Below are 19,024 nucleotides of genomic sequence, written 5' to 3' on the forward strand. Positions count from 1 at the left end.
GCATGAGCCAGAACACCGTTCCGTTCACCGTCCCGTCGTTCGCGGGCGAGGTCTCGGACGCCGTGGTCAAGGTGCTGGACTCCGGGTGGGTCACCACCGGGCCGCAGACCGCCGCGTTCGAGCAGGACTTCGCCGACCACCTCGGCGCCGCGCACGTGGTCGCGGTCGCCTCCTGCACCACCGCGCTCGAGCTGTGCCTGCGCGGCATGGCGCTCCCGCCGGGGTCGGCGGTGCTGACGCCGAGCCTGACGTTCTGCGGGGCGATCAACGCGATCCTGCATGCGGGGCACCGGCCGGTGCTGGTCGACATCGACGCCGGCACCCTGGTCCCGAGCCCCGGGACCGTCGCCGCCGCGGCGGCGCGGGTCGCGCCCGCCGCGATGATCGTGCAGAACCAGGGCGGCTACCCGGTGGACGTGCCGGCGCTCGCCGCCGCCGCCGGGCTGCCCGCCGACCGGGTGGTGGAGGACGCGGCGCACGGCCCCGGCGCGGGCCGCGGCGGCGCGCCGGTCGGGTCGGCGTCGTACGCGGCCTGCTTCAGCTTCTACGCCACCAAGAACATGCCGATCGGCGAGGGCGGCGCGGTCGCGACCTGCGACCAGGAGCTGGCCGACCGGATCCGCGCGATGCGGCTGCACGGGATGAGCAAGGACTCCTGGCGCCGCTACCTGCCGGGCGGGAGCTGGCGGTACGACGTCAAGGACATCGGGCTCAAGGCCAACATGACCGACATCCAGGCGTCCATCGGCCGGGCGCAGCTCGCCGCGCTGCCCGGCTGGCAGGTGCGGCGGGCCGAGCTGGTCGCCCGCTACGACGAGGCGCTGCGCGACCTGCCCGGCCTCGTCCTCCCGCAGCGGGAGCTGGACGGGATCCAGCACGCCTGGCACCTCTACCAGGTGCGGGTCCCGGACCGGGACGCGATCATCGGGGAGCTGGACGCGGCGGGGGTGGCGACCTCGGTGCACTTCATCCCGGCCAACCAGATGACCTCCTACCGGGAGATCCTGGGCGCGGCCGAGTGCGCGTCCGTCCCGGTCACCGACCGCGTCGGCGAGGAGCTGCTGTCACTCCCGCTGTACCCCGGGCTGTCGGCGAGCGGGCAGGACCGGGTCGTGGCCGCGCTCACCGAGGCCCTGCGGACCCGGGGCTGACCGTGCGATGGCTCCCGCGGCGCCGCGCCACCCGCGTCCCCGCTCCCACCCCCGCCCAGGCCCCGGCACCGGCCAGCCCGCTGGCCCTGCTGATGGGCCGCGACGAGGTCGCCCTCTCCGGGCAGCGCGGGCGGCGGCTGGTCCGGGGCCGGCGGGTGCTGGTCACCGGCGCCTGCGGGACGATCGGCTCGGCGCTGTGCCACCAGGTCCAGCGGCTCGACCCGGCCGCGCTGTGCCTGGTCGACAAGGACGGCGTCGGGCTGGCCCGGCTCGGGCACGAGCTGGCCGCCCGGATGGACGGCGACCTGGTGAGCTCCGCCGAGGCGGACGTGCGCGACCCCGCCCGGGTCGACCGGGTCGTCCGGGAGGCCCGGCCCGACCTGGTGTTCCACACCGCGGGGCAGAACGAGCTGGCCAAGGTGGAGCAGGACCCGTGCCGGGGCGTGGCCGACAACGTGTTCGGCACCCGGCACGTGGTCGACAGCGCGGTGCGGCACGACGTGCAGCGGCTGGTGCTGGTCTCGTCCGACAAGGCGGCCGACCCGACGTCGGTGCTCGGCGCGACGATGCGGCTCGGCGAGCTGCTGCTCCAGACCGCGACCGGCGGCCCGACCTGCTTCGCGGCGGTCCGGGTCGGCAACGTCATCGGCGGGCCGGGGTCGCTGCTGAGCGTGCTGGCGCACCGGATCTCCTCCGGCGAGGTCGTCGTGATCACCCATCCGGAGGTGACCCGGCACTTCATGACGATGGAGGAGGCGGCCGGGCTGCTGCTGGAGGCGGCCTCGCTCACCGAGGAGGCCGAGACGTTCGTGCTCGACATGGGCAGCCCGGTGCCGGTGATCGAGCTGGTGCACCGGTACGCCGAGCAGCTCCGGCTGCCCGAGGTGACGATCCGGTTCTGCGGCCTCGGGCCCGGCGAGAAGCTGGCCGAGAAGCCGTTCTCCGACTCCGAGCGGCGGATCCGCACCGCCCATCCGAAGATCTGGGCGACCCGCCCGGCGCCGCCGCCCGCGGGGCTGCCGCAGCTCCTGGACGCGCTGTCGGCCGCGGCCGGCTCGGGCGACGCGGGCCGGGTGCGACTGCTGCTGCGCCGGCTGCTGCCCGAGTACCACCCCGTCCGCCGCCCGCCCCCGCAGGGCGACCCGCCCGCCGGGTCGTCCCCGCTGTGCGAGGCGGGCTGCTCCCCCGATCCGCCCGGCCTGTGAGGTGCTCATGACGACAAGCCGCAAGCTGAGAGTGGCCACGGTGATCACCCGCTTCAACGGCGGCGCCGGACAGGTCGCGCTGAACGGCGCCCTGGCCCTGCCGCCGGACGGCTACGAGCGCGCCGTCGTCACCGGCGGCGTCGGCATCGACAGCAAGGCCGCCGCGTCCGGCGCGGACGTGCTGCGCGGCGAGGAGGCGGTCGCCAACGCCGCCGCCGGCGACCTGACGCCCGCCGCGCACGCCGCCGGGATGGAGATCGTCCAGGTGCGGTCGCTGGTCCCGCAGATCTCCCCGCGCGATGACCGCGCCGCGCTGCGCGTCCTCACCCAGGTCCTCGCCGAGGGCCGCTACGACGTCGTGCACACGCACAGCGCCAAGGGCGGCGTGATCGGGCGGATCGCCGCGGCCCGCGCGGGCGTGCCGCGGATCGTGCACACCTGGCACGGCTTCCCGTTCAACGAGTTCCAGTCGTGGGCGCGGCGCCGCGTCTACATCAGGCTGGAACGGGCCGCCGCCAAGCACACCGACGCGTTCCTGGCGATCGGGTCGGAGACGGTCACCACCGCGCTGCGGCTCGGCCTCGCCACGCCCGAGCGGGTCCGACTGTCGTGGCCCGCGGTGGACGTGGCCGCCTACGCCACCGCGCCCGGCTCGCGCGCGCAGGCGCGGCGCCGCCTCGACCTGCCGCTCGGGGTGAAGGTCGTCGGCTCGGTCGGGCGGCTCACCCACCAGAAGGGCCCGGAGGTCTTCGCGCGGGCGCTGGCCCGGCTCCCGGGCGACGTGTTCGGGCTGTGGGTCGGCGGCGGGCCGATGGCGGCCGAGCTGGAGGCGCTGACCGCACGGCTCGGCATCGGCGAGCGGATGCGGTGGCTCGGGCACCGCGACGACGTCGCGAGCGTGCTGCCCGCCTTCGACCTGATGGCGATGGCCAGCCGCTGGGAGGGCCTGCCGTGCGTGCTGGTCGAGGCGATCGGCGCCGGGATTCCGCTGGTGGCGACCGCCGTCCCGTCCAACCAGGACCTGGTGCTGGCGGGCGAGACCGGGCTGCTCGTCCGGCCGGAGGACCCCGAGCAGCTCGCCGGCGCGATCGGCCACCTCCTGGACGACCCGGCCGCCGCCGCCCGGATGGCCCGCCGCGCCCGGGACCGGGTCGGCGACTGGTTCACCCCGGCCCATCTCGGCGAGCAGCTCGACGACGTCTACCGCGGCGACACCGAACGGCCGTACCAGCGATGACCGCCACCAGGGCCGCCCCGCCGAAGCCCGCCACCGGGGCGGCGGACCGGGCCGCCGCCGGACGGGCGTCCGCGCCGCCCGGCCCCGCCGCGCCGCCGCCGCTGCGGCGCCGGCTGCCGGTGACGGTGGTGGCGCTGGTCGCGGGCATCGCCTCGCTGCCGATGCTGATGCCGTTCGGGCTGGCCCCCGGCCCCGGCAACACGGGGCTGCCCGATCTCGCGCTCGTCGGCGTCACCGCGGTCACCCTGCTGTGGGCGGCGACCCACCGGCTGCCGGTGCGGTGGCCGTTCCTGATCCCCACGCTGCTGACCATCATCGCCGGCGGGATCGCCGCGCTGGTCAACGACGCGGGCGCGCTCACCCTGGTCAAGGACCTGTTCGTGCTGCTGTGGGCGGTGAGCGTCGCCAATCTCGGCCGCGACCCGCGGCTGCTGCGCGTCGCGCTGCGCTCCTGGGTGGTCATCGGCACCTGCTACGCGCTGGTGATGATCTTCGGGTTCGTGATCGGGAACGACCTGCTGTCGGGCAAGCAGGTCGACGGCGAGCGCGCGATGTTCACCTTCGGCGACGCCAACTACGCCTCCAACTGGTTCATCTGCGTGTTCTTCATCGCCCGCGCCGCCCGCTTCCCCGCCACGCCCGCCCGGCGGTACGCGGTGTGCGGCGTGCTGCTCGCCGCCGAGGTGCTGACCGGTTCCAACGGCGGCTCGCTCGCGCTCGGCGCCGCGATCCTGCTCGGCTACCTCTTCCGGCTGTTCCGCGAGGGCAAGGCGCACCACGCGATCGCGGTCGGGGCGCTCGCGGCGGTGCTCGGCGGCGGGGGCGTCGCGGCGCTCGGCCAGATCGACGTCCAGCCCTGGCTCGACCGGGCCGGCCAGGCGTCCCCCATCCTGCGCGACTCGATCGGCCGGACCACCGGCGAGAGCACCAACTCGCGCAGCACCGTGCTGGCCACCACGATCAAGATGATCGACCGGCAGACCCATCCGTGGGGCATCGGGCCCGGCCAGACCGAGACCGCGATGCGGGTCGGCCAGGAGACCTACGTCCGCGAGGCGCACAACGACTACATCGCCGCCGTCCTGGAGCGCGGCTTCCTCGGCGGCGTCGCGCTGATCGCACTGCTGTCCACGCTGCTGCTCAGGTGCCTGCGGATCGCCCGCCGGGACGCGCTGACCGGCGAGTACGCGCGGCTGGTGCCCCGGCCCGAGCTGTTCGCCGCGCTGGTCGCGGTGTTCCTGATCTCCGGGCTGTTCTACGAGACCCTGCACTACCGGCACGGCTGGGCGTTCTTCGGCCTGATCGCCGCACTGGACCTCTTCGGACGGCGCGACACCGCCCCCGCGGCGGGCACCGGGGAGGCCGCATGACCGACACGCAGCGTCCCGCCGGACCCATCTCGGGCGGCGTGGGGGACGGCGGGGACACCGCCGAGGCCGGACGGCTCAAGAGGCGGCTGCTCGCGCTCGTCGCGGGCAACATGGCCGGACGGATCGGCGCGCTCGCCTCGCTCGGCGTCGCCACCATCCTGGTGGCGCGGATCGGCGGGCCCGAACTGGTCGGCGCGTTCACCCTGGTGCGGATCCTCCCCGGGCTGCTCTGCCAGCTCTCCAACGCCGGGCTGCCCGCCGCCGCGCCCTACTTCCTCATCCGCGGCGACCACGACCAGGCGCGGGTGCGGCCCACCCTGGCCTGGCTGACCGTCGCCGGCGCCGTCCTCGGCGGCACCGGCTGGCTGGCCCTCAGCCCGCTGCTCCACCCGGTGTTCTTCGAGTCGTTCGGGATCTGGTTCACGCTCGCCGCCGCCGTCCCGTCCTTCACCCAGGGCTTCGTCTCGGTCGGCAAGGGCCTGCTCCAGGGCACCGACGACCAGAACGGCGCCAGCCTCGCGATCGCCGTCGAGGAGTTCGTCTTCCTGCCCATCTACCTGGTCATCCTGATCGGCTGGTACGGGCCGGGCGCGCTGATCACCGGGCTGGTGCTGGCCGACGTCGCCGCCGCCGCGTGGATCGCGCGGCGGCTGGCGCGGCGCGGGTTCTTCGCCGGCTGGGGCCGCCCGGACCGGCTGCTCGGCCGCACCATCGCCGGGTACGGCCTGCGCGGCTACCTCGGCCAGCTCATCGACCTGCTCCAGCTCCGCTTCGACATGGCGCTGCTCGGCGCGCTCGCCGGGCCGAAGGTCCTCGGCGTCTACACCGTCGCGAGCAAGTTCGCCGAGCTGGTGCAGCTCCCGGGCCTGGCCGTCAACTACGTGCTGTACCCCGACTTCGCCAAGGAGGACCGCGGCACCGCGACCCGGCGGACCGCGCGGCTGATCCTGCCCGCGCTGGCGGTGTCGGCCGCCGCCGCGCTGCCGCTCGCGCTGATCGCCGGGACCGCGCTGCCCTGGGTGTTCGGCGACGTCTTCGACGACGCGGTGGTCCCCACCTACATCCGGCTGGCCGGGGTGGTCACCTTCGGCGTCACCGGCCTGGTCATGGCCTACCTGTACGGCGTCGGCCGGCCCGGCGCCGCGTCCGCCGGCCAGGGCATCGGCCTGGTCGTCGTCGTGGTGTGCGGCGTCTTCCTGATCCCCCGGTACGGGGCCGAGGGCGCCGCGATCGCCACCTCCGTCTCCTTCGTCGCCACCACCGCGGCGCTGCTGGTGTGGTTCCGGCACGTCCAGAAGAAGGGGTGACCATGTCCGAGGAGCACACCCGGCTGGAGAGCCGTCCGGTCGACCCGTCCGACGGGGTCCCGCCGTCCGGCGCGCGGCGCGTGCTGGACGTGGCGGGGGCCCTCGCCGGGCTGGTCCTGCTGAGCGTGCCGCTGCTGCTGGTGTACGCGCTGGTGCGGTTGTCGAGCCCGGGGCCGGGGGTGTTCCGGCAGACCCGGGTGGGGCAGGGCGGCCGGCCGTTCACCATGTACAAGTTCCGCACCATGCGGCAGGGCGTCGGCGGCCTCACCGTCACCGCCAACTGCGACCCCCGGCTGACCAGGGTGGGCAAGCTGCTGCGCCAGTGGTCGCTGGACGAGCTGCCGCAGCTCGTGAACGTGCTGCGCGGGCAGATGACCCTGGTCGGGCCGCGTCCGGAGACCTACGATCTGGCCGTGCACTACGACGCGCGGTCCCGCTGGGTCTTCGACCACCGGCCGGGCCTGACCGGCGTCTCCGAGGTCCGCTTCCGCGACTTCGACGTGCTCGGCCCCGGCGAGGAGGTCGACCTGGCCGCCTACATCGAGCGGATCGTCCCGGCCCGGGTCGCGATCGACGCGGTGTACCTGCGCGACCCGTCGATGCGCGCCACGTTCGGCGCGCTCTGGGACACCGTCCGGCACATCCTCGGCTTCACCGTCCCGCCGCTCCGGGACGCGCCGCCCGGCGCCGCCGGCGCGCCGGTCCGCGAGGCCGGGCGGGAGGCCGGTCCCGCCGCCTGACCGACCGCGACCACCCGGGGAGACAGCGATGGGCGTCCGCTTCAAGATCTCGGTGGTGGCCGCCGCGGCCGTGCTGGTGGCCGGCTTCCTGCTCTACCTGGCGCGCGGACCGTCCGGCGACGGCGACACCCCCTACCGCGGCCCGCTCGCGAGCCCGGGGACCCCGGCGGCCGGCTCTGGCGGGACGCGGCACATCGCGCTGAACACCCGGCCCGCCGACTACCCGAGGCTGAAGGCGCTCGGCTACGACCTCGTCGACGTCAAGCCCGACGAGGCGCTGGTGCGCGGCGTCCCGGACGGGATGCGGGCGCTGCTGTGGGTCGGCAACTTCACCTGCGGCGCCTTCGAGCTGCCGTTCGACGCGTTCGCCCGGGCGGTCCAGCGCTACGCGCACGACCCCAAGGTGTTCGGCTGGTACCTGTCGGACGAGCCCAACACCCGCGAGTGCCCGGAGGTCGCCGGCGAGATCCGCCGCCGCGCCGACCACGTCAGGCGGCACGCGCCCGGTCAGGTCACCTTCATCTCGCTCACCGACTGGCCGATGGGGCCGCTCACGCCCGCCCGGACCGGCGTCGACCTGGTCGGGCTCGACCCCTACCCGTGCAAGGGCTCGGCCCGGACCCGCGCGAAGTGCAACATCGACGCGATCGACCGGATGGTGCGGATGGCCGACGAGGCGGGCATCGCACGCCGCGCGGTCGTGCCGGTCTTCCAGACGTTCGGGCAGGACTGCTCAACGGGCGACAAGCAGTACTGGCTGCCCACCCAGGCGCAGCTCCGCGCGATCCTGGCGCGCTGGGACCGGCTGGTGCCGCGCCCGCCGATGGACATCTCCTACTCGTGGGGACACCAGGACCGATGGGCCTGCCCGGCGCTCTCAGACGCGTCCGGCGGTGCGCGTCCCGACCTTCAGAGCATCATGAAGGGGCACAACACCGCCGGACGATCCTGACGAGCTTCTTTCCAGACTTTCGATGGCCGGGCCTGGTGCCTCAGCCGACGCCCTGGTTCTCGGCGACGACCGGCTTCTGCGGCTGATCCGGCAACGGGAAGTCCATCGAGCCGATCTGTAGTGCGAAGATCTCCATCGCCCCTACGACCAGCACGAAGGCGACGACGAACAGGCCGAACTTCTTGCGGTCCACGTACGAACCCCTTCAAACCCCCGGTGATCACAAAAAATTAGCACAGAACGCTAAAGGCCGAGAGGCCGATCGGTGGTCCGGCGCACCCTCCTGCTGCCGAGGTTCGCCGAGCGCGCGTTGACGCACGCCCCTGTGGCCAGATCGAACGCGAAGTTGTGCGCGAGGCAGTGCACCTGCCCGTCCCGGACGATCGCGCCGATCGACAGGTCCTCCCCGGCGTGCGGGCAGTAGCGCGGGATGTCGTAGGAGCACCCGCCCGACTCGACCACGATGCGCTCGGACTCGTCCCGTCCCGTCTCGTACGCCTCGACCGCCCGCAGCGCGGGGGCGTTGGCGTGCTTGAGCAGGCCGACCAGGTGGTCGTTGTAGACGTCGGGGTCGCGGTAGAGGCTGAGCCGGAACGAGATGAGCAGGTCCTCCCAGGCCAGCCGCCCGCCCAGCACGCCGTCGAGCCAGCGGCCCGCGGTGGTGATCCGGTAGTGCGGGCGGGCGCCGGGGGCGGCCTCCCCGGCCTTGAGCCCGTCCGGGGAGAAGTCCACGTCCCACGTCCCGCCGTTCGGCCCGGTGACCTCGAAGCGGACCAGCATGTCGATCTGGGAGAGGAAGTAGTCGCTGAGCCCGCCCAGGTGCTCGAAGTGCGCGACGAAGCGGTGGAACAGCTCGGCGTCCGGCTCGGGGTGGTCCGCCAGCACGCACTCGATCGACGCGGCCCGGTCGGCGGCGTACCGCTCCAGGTAGCCGGGACGGTCGGCGTCGGCGAACGAGAAGCGCGCCGAGACCGGGTCGCGGACGACCTCACCGGTGTCCAGGTCGACGGTGTCACCGGGCCTGAAGTGGTCCCAGCGCTGCCCGGGCAAGTGCTCGCGCAGCCACTCGGTGGCGGCCTCGGGGTCGCAGAACGCGCCCGTGTCCTGGTCGAGCACCCAGTTGAGGTGCGCGACCTCGCCGTCCAGGAAGCAGGGCGGCCCGGCGAACGGGACGGCGAGCTCCGGCGCGGTCTGCCGCACCAGCCGCTGCGCGCCGCGCAGCTTGGCGACCCGCTTGTCCATCGAGACCTTGGCGAGCTCCTCGGGCGGGTACTCGTAGCAGATCGGGTGCCAGGAGGCGCCCGAGGTCTGGAGCGCCATCAGGTCGAGCCGGCCGCCGGCCAGGTGCTTGGCGCGGCGCGCCTGCGCCGCGGTGAGCCGCGCGTCGTTGCAGTGCAGGATCGCGCGACCGTCGGCGACCACGAGAAATGCGGAGTCGTGGCACATCGGCGACAGCTCCGGAATCACCGTGATCCAGGAGCCCCGATTGTCCAGTGGGAATTTCTCCCAGGCCGGTATCTCAATTACCTGCCGGGCACCGGCCACCGCCGCCATGCGTGCACGGAAGGCGGGACCCGGATAGGACGGAATGAGGATTCTGGTCCGTTCGGGAAGTCGCTCGACGACCCAGGGGTCGAAATGATCTAGATGCTCGTGCGAGATCGCGACCCAGTCGGTTTCGAGCAACGCGGGCACATCGAGATGATCGTTTCTCGGGTACTGGTGCCAGGCGCCCAGGAAGGCGCCCGTCGGGGCGAGCCAGGGATCCGCGAGCAGGCGGAACGCGGCGCCACGGACCGCCACTCCGGCGTGTCCGAGAAAGGTGACCGTCGGCATACCGAGACTGTCCCTCCGGCCCTGGGGGGCTACACCCGCCGGAATGCGCAAGGCGGCTACGCCGTAGGTATGAAAGAAATGCCGCGGAGATCGCCCGGCAATCCCGATCGAGACGCATCGACAATGGGGCTGGTTTACCAGAATTTTGCCATGTCCACTATCGGCCAGCGGCCGGACGGTAGCGGCCAATTGTCTGGACACCGATGCCCATCCGGGCGACGGTCGGGACGGTGCTGGTATTTATGGACGGGGGTCCTTCATGAACAACGGGCAGTCACGGTCGTCACCGATGGACACGCCCGCGCACGTCGCGACGCTCACCACCGTGGGCACGCGGGAAACCGGGCCGGAGGACCCGGTGGGAAGGGTCGAGGACGGCCTGTGGCGGCGGCGGCTGCGGCACGACATCAGGCACGAGCTCGGCACGATCATCATGCTGGCCTCGGCGGTCGTCGTCGCCGACGACGTCGGCGACACGAGCCGGGCCCGCGTCGAGCAGCTCCTCGGCGAGACCCGGTGGCTCGACCACCTGCTGCGCCGCCTCGACGGGGACGGCGACGACAACGAGCCGCTGCCCTGCCCGGAACGGATCCGGGTGGACGAGCTGACCGCCGAGGTGGTCACCGGCATGCGGCTGGCCACCTCGCACGAGGTCTGCTTCAGCGGCGGCGAGGCGTGGGCGCACATGGACCCGGTCGCGCTCTGGCGGGCGCTGCGCAACGTGCTCGACAACGCCTGCCGGGTGGCGGCCCGCCGGGTGGACGTCCGGGTCGTGGCCGACCGGGGCTGGGTCGCCGTCCAGGTCGACGACGACGGCCCCGGGTTCGGCGTCCCCCGCGGCGCGTACGGTGCGCCCGAAGCGCCGGGCGACACGGTCCCGGGCGGGGCGGCGCCGCGCGGGCTGGCCTCGCTGGGGCTGGGCATCGTGCACGACCTCATCTCCGGCTACGGCGGCAGCCTGGAGATCCGCACCTGCGAGATGGGAGGCGCCCGGGTCCGCATGCTGCTGCCGTCGGCGCCGCCCATCAGCGCCGACGACTGGCGGCCGCATCCATGAAGGTGATCATCTGCGACGACCACGCGGTGTTCGCCGACTCGTTGTCGCTGGTGCTGGCCGACGCCGGCCACGCGGTGGCGGGGGTGGCCTATTCGCCCGAGGAGGCGCTCCCGGCGCTGCGCGCCGGGAGCGCCGACGTCTGCCTGATCGACCTGCACTTCCCGGGGGCCACCGCGCTCGAATGGATGCCGCGGCTGCGGGCCGCCGCGCCGGGCACCCGGTTCGTGGTGCTGACCGGATTCCTCGAGCAGCCGGTGCTGGAGGCCGGTCTCGCGGCGGGCGTGCGGGGCTTCGCGCACAAGGGCCAGCAGGCCGGCGACATCCTCACCGTGTTGCGCCGGGTCGCGGCCGGCGAGGTCGTCGTCGACCAGGCCACCCGGCGCGGCGCGGGCGTCCGGCCGCGCAGCCAGGCGCAGAAGGTGGCGCAGTTCCTCACCCCGCGCGAGCGCGAGGTGCTCACCCGGCTGGCCCGCGGCGAGTCCACCCAGGCACTGGCCAAGGCGATGGGGGTGACGCGCAGCACGGCGCGCAGCCACGTGCAGAGCGTGCTGAGCAAGCTGGGCGTGCACTCGCAGCGCGAGGCCGTGATCGAGGCCGCCCGCCACGGTCTGGTGAGCGTCGAAACGGGAGAGTGGCTCGCGGGCTGAACCCCGCCTGAACGCGCCGTGCCGGTTGCGGAACGCCGGGAAGGTGACATTGGACGGCCGAAACCGGACATAGAGCGTTCGGCTCGGACACGTTAGCGTCCGCCCTGAAGGAGGTTCCCCCATGCCTCAGCGGCGAGGCGCCCTACCCATCTCCGACACCGAGGTCCTCGGCTGCCCCGACAGCTACGCGCGGGGAGTCCCCTACGAACGGCTGGAGCGGCTCCGCGCCAAGACCCCGGTGGTGTGGCTGGACGGGCGGATGTCCGAGCGGCCCGGCGCCTGGGCGGTGCTGAGCTACGCCGACGTGCGGCACGCCCTCGTCCACCCGGAGCTGTTCGCGTCCGAGCAGGACGGTGCCCTGCACGGCCCCGCCGTGGGGCGTGAGCAGGACGCGGACGAGGCGGCGGGCGGGAGCGGCGGCGGTGACGAGCCGGACCCGTCCCTCATCGACATGGACCCTCCCGCGCGGGCGATGCTGGAGCGGGTGCCCGCGCGGGAGTCGGTCGACTTCGTCCGCGACGTCGCCGGGGACGTGCCCGCAACGTTGCGCAACACTCTGGCCGGCGGCCTGTACGCCCTTCTGCGCCACCCCGGGCAGTACGAGCGCTTACAGGCGGGACGAACCGACGAGGGGCTTCTCGACAGCGCCGTGGAGGAAATGCTGCGCTGGTGGACGCCCGTAATGCAGATCGACCGCGTCGTGCAGCGCGCGACCGAAATGGGCGGCGTGCCGCTGCGGGCGGGGGAACGGATCGTGCTCTGGCTCGCGTCCGCCAACCACGACGAGGACACATTTCCCGAACCCGACCGCTACATCCCCGAACGCTACGTCCCTGCCCCGCGCCCGCAGGAGGACGACCCTGACGCCGGGCACCGCCTCCAGAGCGATCCGGACGCCGAACCCTCTCTCCGGCACGACCGACCCGCGCGCCCGCACCTCTGCTTCGGGTACGGGACGCGCGCGTGCCTGGGCGCGCGGCTGACCCGGGTGCACCTGCGCGCGCTCCTCGTCGCGATCTTGGAACGGCCAGGGCGTGCGCGCCTGGCGGGCGAACCGGTAATGTTGCGGTCAAGCGCCCGTCACGGCTTCGACCGGCTGCCGATCCGCTGGATCGGCTGAGAACGGGCACCGAGCGCAACGCGCCGACACGTATGACTGCGGACGGCATCCCGACGCCGCCCAGGGCACGCCCCGTCAGGCAGCCCGACCGATCCGGTCGGGCGCACGCGGCTGTCAGGTCATCGACCCTTCTGAACGTTCACCGACCCGGCCGTACGCCCGCCGAGTCATTCGTCGTGCCATGCCCAGCGCGTGGCACGTCCTGCCCGGAGGGGGCCGGTATGGAACTGACGAGCTGGGAGCTGCTCACCCTGCTCAGCCTGGCGACGCTCGGGTGCCTGGCGGCGACGGTGCGGCTATGGCCGCGCGTCGCCGCCGCCCGTCCTGGCGCCGTCGCCGCACGCGCCGGACTGCTGATCGGCTGCCAGGTCGTGCTCATCCTGACGCTGATCGTCGGGCTGAACGGCTACTACCTGTTCTACGGGACGTGGCACGACCTGCTCGGCGCCGCCGGCGGGAAGGTCCGGACGGAGCAGGGACGGCGCCCGCCGGCACCACCGAACGCCGCCGTCGCGAGCCAGGTCGTCCGGAAGGTCGCCGCGGAGCTCGACCCGGGCGCCGCCGGGCGCACCGGGCACGCCGACCCCGCCCGCGACGGGCAGGTCGAGCACCTGGCGATCCACGGCGTCCGCACCGGGATCGACGCCGAGTCCTACGTCTACCTCCCGCCGCAGTACTTCCAGCCGGGCTTCGCCGCGCGCCGGTTCCCGGTCGCGCTCTTCATCGCCGGCTACCCCGCCTCCGACCGGCTCACCTGGATCGACAAGGGCCACCTGCCCGAGGAGGCGGCGCGGGCGCAGGCGGCCGGCCGGGCCCAGCCGATGATCTACGTGATGATGCGGCCGACCGTGAAGGACGGCTGGGACACCGAGTGCGCGGACGTGCCCGGCGGTCCCAAGGTCGAGACGTTCTTCGCGCAGGACGTCCCCGAGGCGATCGCGGGGACCTACCGCACGCCCCGCTCCGCCAAGGGCTGGGGCGTGGCGGGCTACTCCACCGGCGGCTACTGCGCGGCCAAGCTGGCGATGCTGCACTCCGACCGGTTCAGCGCCGCGGCCAACATGGCCGGCCACTTCCACGCGCTGCTCGACACCACGACCCGCGACCTCTACAACGGCAGCCCCGCCCTGCGGCGGAGCAGCAACCTGATCTGGCGGCTCCAGAACCTGCCGCAGCCGCCGCTGTCGATCCTGGTGGCGTCCGCCGACGTCGGCGAGAACACCTTCCCGTCGGCCCAGCGGTTCATGCGGGCCGCCCGGCCGCCGCTGGTGGTCGACACGGTGCTGCTGCCGACCGGCGGCCACAACTTCAAGACGTTCCGCAAGTACATCCCGCCGACCGTCCAATGGCTGAGCGCCCAGCTCCGGGGAGAGTGACATGGAGCCCACGAGCGCGATCCTGCTCATCCTGACCGGCCTGCTGGCCACCGCCGCCTTCGCCGCGGCCATGCTGCTGTGGCCGCGGTTCGCAGGGTCCGGCAGAAGGCCGGTGCTGAGGCGCGCCGGACTGCTGCTGGCGAGCCAGGCGACTCTGACGGCACTGATCGTCCTGACCGCCAACAAGTACTTCGTCTTCTACGCGACCTGGAACGACCTGCTCGGCGACGGCACCGCGAAGGTCCAGGTGAAGCAGGTGCAGTCGAGCCATGGCGCGAAGGCCGACCCGTCCGGTCAGGTGCGCCGCTTCAGCACCGGCCTCGGCCCGTCCCGCGCGGGGCACCCGCAGGATCCGGCCAAGGACGGGCGGGTCGACCGGCTGGAGGTGCACGGCCCGCGCAGCGGGCTCGACTCGGTGGTCTACGTCTACCTCCCGCCGCAGTACTTCCAGCCCGAGTACGCGCGCAAGCGGCTCCCCGTCGCGATGCTGCTGTCGGGCGGGCCGTCCGACGGCCCGACCGCGTGGATCAAACAGGCGCACGTCCCGGCCGAGGCCGCCCGCGAGGTCGCGGCGGGCCGCTCCCAGCCGATGGTCTACGCGATGGTCCGCTCAGCGCACGGGCTGTCGCCGGCCCCGCCGGCACCGGCGCCGTCAGGACCGTCCGCGCCGCCCGGCCCCGGTGCGCACCGCAGGGTCGTCAAGGGCATGGCGGCCGGTCTGGGGAAGACAGTGAAGGCTGGTGAGGGGAAGACCCGTGACGGGAAGACCCGTGATGGGAAGACCGGCGTGCGCCCGTCGGTGTGCGTCGATCTGCCCGGACGCGCCGGCGGGCAGGCCGAGACGTTCTACACCCAGGATCTGCCCGTCGCGCTGCTGAGCACCTACCGCCTGCCGCGCGTGCGCCAGGGGTGGGGCGTGGCCGGGTTCGGCACCAGCGGCCAGTGCGGCACGCGGTTCGCGATGCTGCACTCCGACCGCTTCGCCGCGGGTGCGAGCATCGACGGCGCCCTCGGCGCGCCGCCCACCGCGCCCGGGACCGCCCAGCCCGACCCCTACGGCGGCAGCTCCGTGTACCGGCAGGACAACGACCTGCTGTGGCGGCTCGAACACCTCCCGCCCCCGCCGGTGTCGCTCCTGATCGCGACCGGACGGGACGGCGGGGAGGCGGCGACCGCGGCGCGGTTCGCGTCGCTCGCCAAGCCGCCGGCGCGCGCCGAGGTGTCGCTGGTCGACGGCGAGCCCGGCACGCTCGGGCAGTGGCGCGGCCACCTCCCCTCCGTCCTCGGGTGGCTGAGCGCCCGTCTCCGCGGCGAATGACCCGGTACCTCCCGGGGAGTACGGGCGGACGCTCCCGGCGGCCGACGCCGGGCCGGCCGCCGGTGTCCTAACGTGCTGGAATGAGCACTCCGCCGCCGTCCGCACACGTCGGGGCACCGCGCTGGGCCCGTCCCACCGCGTGGCCCGTCTGGGTGCTTCCGGCGCTCATCGCGGTCATCCAGGTGATGGGTTCGATCGGCGCGGAAAGCGGCGGCGGGCCCGGCCGGGGCGGGTGGCGCGATCCGGCCGGCCGGCCGCACCCGTCGCACGACTACGGCTTCACCCCGCTCGACCCGCCGGCCTTTGCGGTGCTGCTCGTCGGCCCGGCGCTGCTCCTGCTGCGCCGCCGGCATCCGAGGTTCACGCTGGTGGCGGTGGGCGCGCTCACCGCGCTGTACTTCCTGCGCGCCTACCCGTACGGGCCGGCTCCGTTCGCCGCGCTCCTGGCGCTGATGTCGGCGGTCAACGCCGGGCACCGGCTGTTCGCCTGGGCCTGCACGAGCGGCGCCCTCGCCGCCTACTTCGCCCTCACCGCGGTGATCGGGGTGCCGTGGGACGAGCGCGGCCGGGGCGGCGGCCCCTTCCCGGTGGACGAGCCGACGGTCGGCGGCACCTCGATCGTGATCGGCTGGGCGCTGGTCGGGCTGGTCACCGCCGAGCTGGTCCGGATGCGCCGGCAGAAGGCCGAGGCGTCGGCCCGGTCCCGGGCCGAGGAGGACCGGCGGCAGGCCAGCGAGGAGCGGCTGCGGATGGCCCGCGAACTGCACGACGTGCTGGCGCACAACATCTCGATGATCAACGTGCAGGCCGGGGTGGCGCTGCACCTCATCGACGACGACCCCGGGCAGGCGCGGACCGCGCTGGCCGCCATCAAGGAGGCCAGCAAGGAGGCGCTCAGCGAGATGCGGTCGGTGATCGGGGCGCTGCGCGCGCAGGGCGAGAGCGCCCCGCGCTCCCCCACCGCCGGGCTGGACCGGCTGGAGGACCTGCTCGCCCGCGCCCGCTCGGCGGGCCTGCGGGTGGACGCCGAGGTCACCGGCGACCGGCGGCCCCTGCACGCCGCGACCGACCTGGCCGCGTTCCGCATCGTCCAGGAGTCGCTCACCAACGTCACCAGGCACTCCGGCGCGGGCCCGGTGACGGCGCGGGTCGTGGTCGCCTACGGCGCCGACGAGATCACCGTGCTGGTCGAGGACGACGGCCGGGGCGTCGCGCTGCTGGACGACCGTCCCGGCGGCAGCGGGATCCGCGGCATGCGCGAGCGCGCCGCGGCGCTCGGCGGCACGTTCGAGGCCGGGCCGCGGCGGGGCGGCGGGTTCCGCGTCACCGCGACGCTGCCCGTGGACGGCGCGCCCGGACCCGGTAGCCTCGCTCCGACCGCGGACCCGTCCGCGCCGCGCCCGGGAGGTGCCGAGTGATCAAGGTGCTGCTCGCCGACGACCAGATCCTGGTCCGCGCCGGGTTCCGCGCGCTGCTGGACGCCCAGGCCGACATCGAGGTGGCCGGCGAGGCGGGCGACGGCGAGGAGGCGGTCGCGCAGGCCCGGCGGCTCCGCCCGGACGTGATCCTGATGGACATCCGGATGCCGGGCACCGACGGCCTGGAGGCCACCCGCCGGATCGCCTCCGACGAGCGCCTGGACGGGGTCCGGATCGTCATCCTGACCACCTTCGAGCTCGACGAGTACGTGTTCGAGGCGCTGCGCGGCGGGGCGAGCGGGTTCCTGGTCAAGGACACCGAGCCGGTGGAGCTGATCCACGCGGTCCGGTCGGTCGCGGCGGGCGACGCGCTGCTGTCGCCGAGCGTGACCCGGCGGCTGATCGCCGAGTTCGCCGCGCGGGCCAAGGCCCCGGCCCCCTCGACCCGGCTGAACGCCCTCACCGATCGCGAGCGCGAGGTGATGGCGCTGGTCGGCGAGGGGCTGAGCAACGAGGAGATCGCCGCCCGGCTGGTGGTCAGCCCGGCGACCGCCAAGACCCACGTCAGCCGCACCATGGTCAAGCTCTCCGCGCGCGACCGCGCCCAACTGGTGGTGTTCGCCTACGAGTCGGGCCTGGTGAAGCCGGGTTGGCTGCCCTAGAAAGCGGCACTCTGCACCGATCGGCTGTCGTCGTCCGCGCGAACGTGACAGGCTGGTGCGAGCACGCCGTCACCGACGGGCGGAGGAGTCCGGTGCCCACCACCACGAGGATCCTGGCCGTCGACGACCGTTCGGAGAACCTGGTCGCGCTCACCGCGGTGCTCGACGCGCTGCCGGTGCAGGTCGTGCCGGTCTCCTCGGGCCGGGACGCGCTGCGCGAGCTGCTGAGCGACGACTTCGCGCTGATCCTGCTCGACGTCGTGATGCCCGAGATGGACGGCTTCGAGACCGCGGAGCACATCAAGAGCCGGCCGCGCACCCGGGACATCCCGATCATCTTCCTCACCGCGGCGGGCGAGGCCGGGCAGGACGCCTACCGCGGGTACGCGGCGGGCGCGGTCGACTACCTGACCAAGCCGTTCGACCCGTGGCTGCTGCGCGCCAAGGTCGCGGTGTTCGTCGAGCTGCACCGGCGCACCGCGCGGCTGAGCCGGCAGGCCGAGCTGCTGCGCCGGACGCTCGGCGAGGAGGGCGACGGGCCCGGCCTCGCCCGGCTGCTGAAGTCGCTCGACGAGCGGGTCGCCCGGGTCGAGCACGACGTCACGCTGCTGGGGTCCGGGTCCGACCCCGAGGATCTCCGCGAGCACGTCGCCGAGCTGCGGCTCGCGCTGAACGCCCTCTCCGCGGGGAGCTGACCCCGGGCGCCCGGGCCGCGTCCCCACCGCGTTCCGTTCGCGCCCCGACAGTGTTCCGCCCGCCTCTTCGCGCCGGGCTCGACGACTCCCTATAGTGACTCTCTGTATCCAATTTTCAACCATCCCAAAATCCGGCCTTCACATGGATTCGCAGGTCAGTGACACAAGATCCGATCCATGGGCCTTTCTATGGGGTTGTTAGAAGTAAGTACTTGGGGGTAACTTGCACTCATCGTCACGTAAGTGAGCGGCGTCACGAGTGTCCGTTTTCGCGCGGACGCGTCCCCCACACCGTCCCCCCAGGGAGTGCACATGACCGACTCCGCCGGCTCCGCCGAGAGCACCGAGGCCGCCGTCGGCCGGGTCCGCTGGAGGCGTTTCGCCGCCATCGCCGCACCCGCCGCGCTCGGTGCCGGCGCGCTGCTGTTCATGACCGCGCAGGGCTCGCTCGCCTCGTCCTTCGCCGTCTCCGGCAGCAGCTTCAAGGTGAGCGCCGACTCGCTCAACGGGCAGGGTTTCGTGCAGTACGGCGGCGTCGACACCGGCAAGGACGGCGCCAAGCACCCGGTGCAGATCTCCGGCATCAAGTCGGCGCAGATCCGCAACATGTGCCAGTCGATGAAGGTGGGCCCGCTCACCCTGCGGCTCACCGCGGGCACCGGCGCCAAGCCCGTCGAGGCGTCCGACCTGGTGCTGGACGTCGAGCAGCTCGACGCCGACGCCACGTTCACCGGCATCGAGATCGGCCGCGACGCCAGCACGCTGAACCGCGGCCCGGACGGCGCGCGCGGACCGGCCGGGATGTTCGGCCAGCAGGCGACCCGGATCGAGCTGACCAAGGTCAGGCAGGTCGCCTGGGCCACCACCGCCGGCACCTTCAAGCTGAACGACCTCAGTATGAAGCTCGGCGCCGAGTGCTTCTGACCATCCCGA

At 73.7% G+C, this 19,024-nt stretch carries 18 protein-coding genes and 1 pseudogene; 16 read left to right on the plus strand and 3 right to left on the minus strand.

Annotated features, from left to right (window positions below):
- Positions 1–2: 2 nt before the first annotated feature.
- From QP090_RS27410 to QP090_RS27440, 7 genes are read left to right on the plus strand one after another with little or no spacing between them, the layout of a single operon-like run.
- Positions 3–1,151 (plus strand): DegT/DnrJ/EryC1/StrS family aminotransferase, encoded by a 1,149-nt coding sequence (locus QP090_RS27410; protein WP_285942296.1) that lies wholly within the window; start codon positions 3–5, stop codon positions 1,149–1,151.
- 2 nt (positions 1,152–1,153) lie between these two features.
- A complete protein-coding gene (locus tag QP090_RS27415) occupies positions 1,154–2,356 on the plus strand; it encodes an SDR family NAD(P)-dependent oxidoreductase (RefSeq protein ID WP_285942297.1) in 1,203 nt (400 codons plus the stop codon).
- A 7-nt stretch (positions 2,357–2,363) separates the two neighbouring features.
- The gene (locus QP090_RS27420; RefSeq protein ID WP_285942298.1) at positions 2,364–3,593 is read left to right on the plus strand and encodes a glycosyltransferase; all 1,230 of its coding nucleotides are present in this window, start codon (positions 2,364–2,366) and stop codon (positions 3,591–3,593) included.
- Positions 3,590–4,963: an O-antigen ligase family protein gene (locus tag QP090_RS27425; protein ID WP_285942299.1), complete on the plus strand. Its 1,374-nt coding sequence runs from the start codon at positions 3,590–3,592 to the stop codon at positions 4,961–4,963. Before QP090_RS27420 ends, QP090_RS27425 begins: the two co-directional genes overlap by 4 nt.
- The gene (locus QP090_RS27430) at positions 4,960–6,270 is read left to right on the plus strand and encodes a lipopolysaccharide biosynthesis protein (RefSeq protein ID WP_285942300.1); all 1,311 of its coding nucleotides are present in this window, start codon (positions 4,960–4,962) and stop codon (positions 6,268–6,270) included. The genes QP090_RS27425 and QP090_RS27430 overlap by 4 nt, the downstream gene beginning before the upstream one ends.
- Before the next feature lie 2 nt (positions 6,271–6,272).
- A complete protein-coding gene (locus tag QP090_RS27435) occupies positions 6,273–7,010 on the plus strand; it encodes a sugar transferase (protein ID WP_285942301.1) in 738 nt (245 codons plus the stop codon).
- Positions 7,011–7,038: 28 nt separating this feature from the next.
- Entirely contained in the window at positions 7,039–7,962 is a 924-nt protein-coding gene (locus QP090_RS27440; protein ID WP_285942302.1) for a glycoside hydrolase 5 family protein, read from the plus strand.
- 40 nt (positions 7,963–8,002) lie between these two features.
- On the opposite strand, the gene QP090_RS27445 is transcribed toward QP090_RS27440, so the two are convergent.
- The 3 genes and pseudogenes from QP090_RS27445 to QP090_RS37755 form a co-directional block, all read right to left on the minus strand.
- Positions 8,003–8,155 (minus strand): hypothetical protein, encoded by a 153-nt coding sequence (locus tag QP090_RS27445; protein ID WP_285942303.1) that lies wholly within the window; start codon positions 8,153–8,155, stop codon positions 8,003–8,005.
- 50 nt (positions 8,156–8,205) lie between these two features.
- Positions 8,206–9,429: a Rieske (2Fe-2S) protein gene (locus QP090_RS27450; protein WP_285942304.1), complete on the minus strand. Its 1,224-nt coding sequence runs from the start codon at positions 9,427–9,429 to the stop codon at positions 8,206–8,208.
- Between the two features lie 45 nt (positions 9,430–9,474).
- Positions 9,475–9,798: pseudogene (locus QP090_RS37755) on the minus strand (MBL fold metallo-hydrolase); the annotation flags it as partial.
- A gap of 289 nt (positions 9,799–10,087) precedes the next feature.
- Between QP090_RS37755 and QP090_RS27455 the strand changes: the two are divergent.
- From QP090_RS27455 to QP090_RS27495, 9 genes are all read left to right on the plus strand, one after another.
- Positions 10,088–10,855, plus strand: coding sequence for a sensor histidine kinase (locus QP090_RS27455; RefSeq protein WP_285942305.1), 768 nt, complete (start codon positions 10,088–10,090; stop codon positions 10,853–10,855).
- Entirely contained in the window at positions 10,852–11,502 is a 651-nt protein-coding gene (locus QP090_RS27460; RefSeq protein WP_285942306.1) for a response regulator, read from the plus strand. The genes QP090_RS27455 and QP090_RS27460 overlap by 4 nt, the downstream gene beginning before the upstream one ends.
- A gap of 121 nt (positions 11,503–11,623) precedes the next feature.
- The gene (locus QP090_RS27465) at positions 11,624–12,622 is read left to right on the plus strand and encodes a cytochrome P450 (protein WP_285942307.1); all 999 of its coding nucleotides are present in this window, start codon (positions 11,624–11,626) and stop codon (positions 12,620–12,622) included.
- A gap of 221 nt (positions 12,623–12,843) precedes the next feature.
- On the plus strand, positions 12,844–13,998 hold the full coding sequence (locus QP090_RS27470; protein ID WP_285942308.1) for an alpha/beta hydrolase: 1,155 nt from the start codon (positions 12,844–12,846) through the stop codon (positions 13,996–13,998).
- Between the two features lies 1 nt (position 13,999).
- Entirely contained in the window at positions 14,000–15,316 is a 1,317-nt protein-coding gene (locus QP090_RS27475) for an alpha/beta hydrolase (protein WP_285942309.1), read from the plus strand.
- 80 nt (positions 15,317–15,396) lie between these two features.
- A complete protein-coding gene (locus QP090_RS27480; protein ID WP_285942310.1) occupies positions 15,397–16,734 on the plus strand; it encodes a sensor histidine kinase in 1,338 nt (445 codons plus the stop codon).
- The gene (locus QP090_RS27485) at positions 16,731–17,396 is read left to right on the plus strand and encodes a response regulator (protein WP_285942311.1); all 666 of its coding nucleotides are present in this window, start codon (positions 16,731–16,733) and stop codon (positions 17,394–17,396) included. The genes QP090_RS27480 and QP090_RS27485 overlap by 4 nt, the downstream gene beginning before the upstream one ends.
- Before the next feature lie 92 nt (positions 17,397–17,488).
- Positions 17,489–18,091: a response regulator gene (locus QP090_RS27490; RefSeq protein ID WP_285942312.1), complete on the plus strand. Its 603-nt coding sequence runs from the start codon at positions 17,489–17,491 to the stop codon at positions 18,089–18,091.
- 312 nt (positions 18,092–18,403) lie between these two features.
- Entirely contained in the window at positions 18,404–19,015 is a 612-nt protein-coding gene (locus QP090_RS27495; RefSeq protein WP_285942313.1) for a DUF6230 family protein, read from the plus strand.
- Positions 19,016–19,024: the final 9 nt, after the last annotated feature.

It is taken from the genome of Actinomadura xylanilytica, assembly GCF_030283145.1.
GTDB classification, from domain to species: Bacteria; Actinomycetota; Actinomycetes; order Streptosporangiales; family Streptosporangiaceae; genus Spirillospora; species Spirillospora xylanilytica.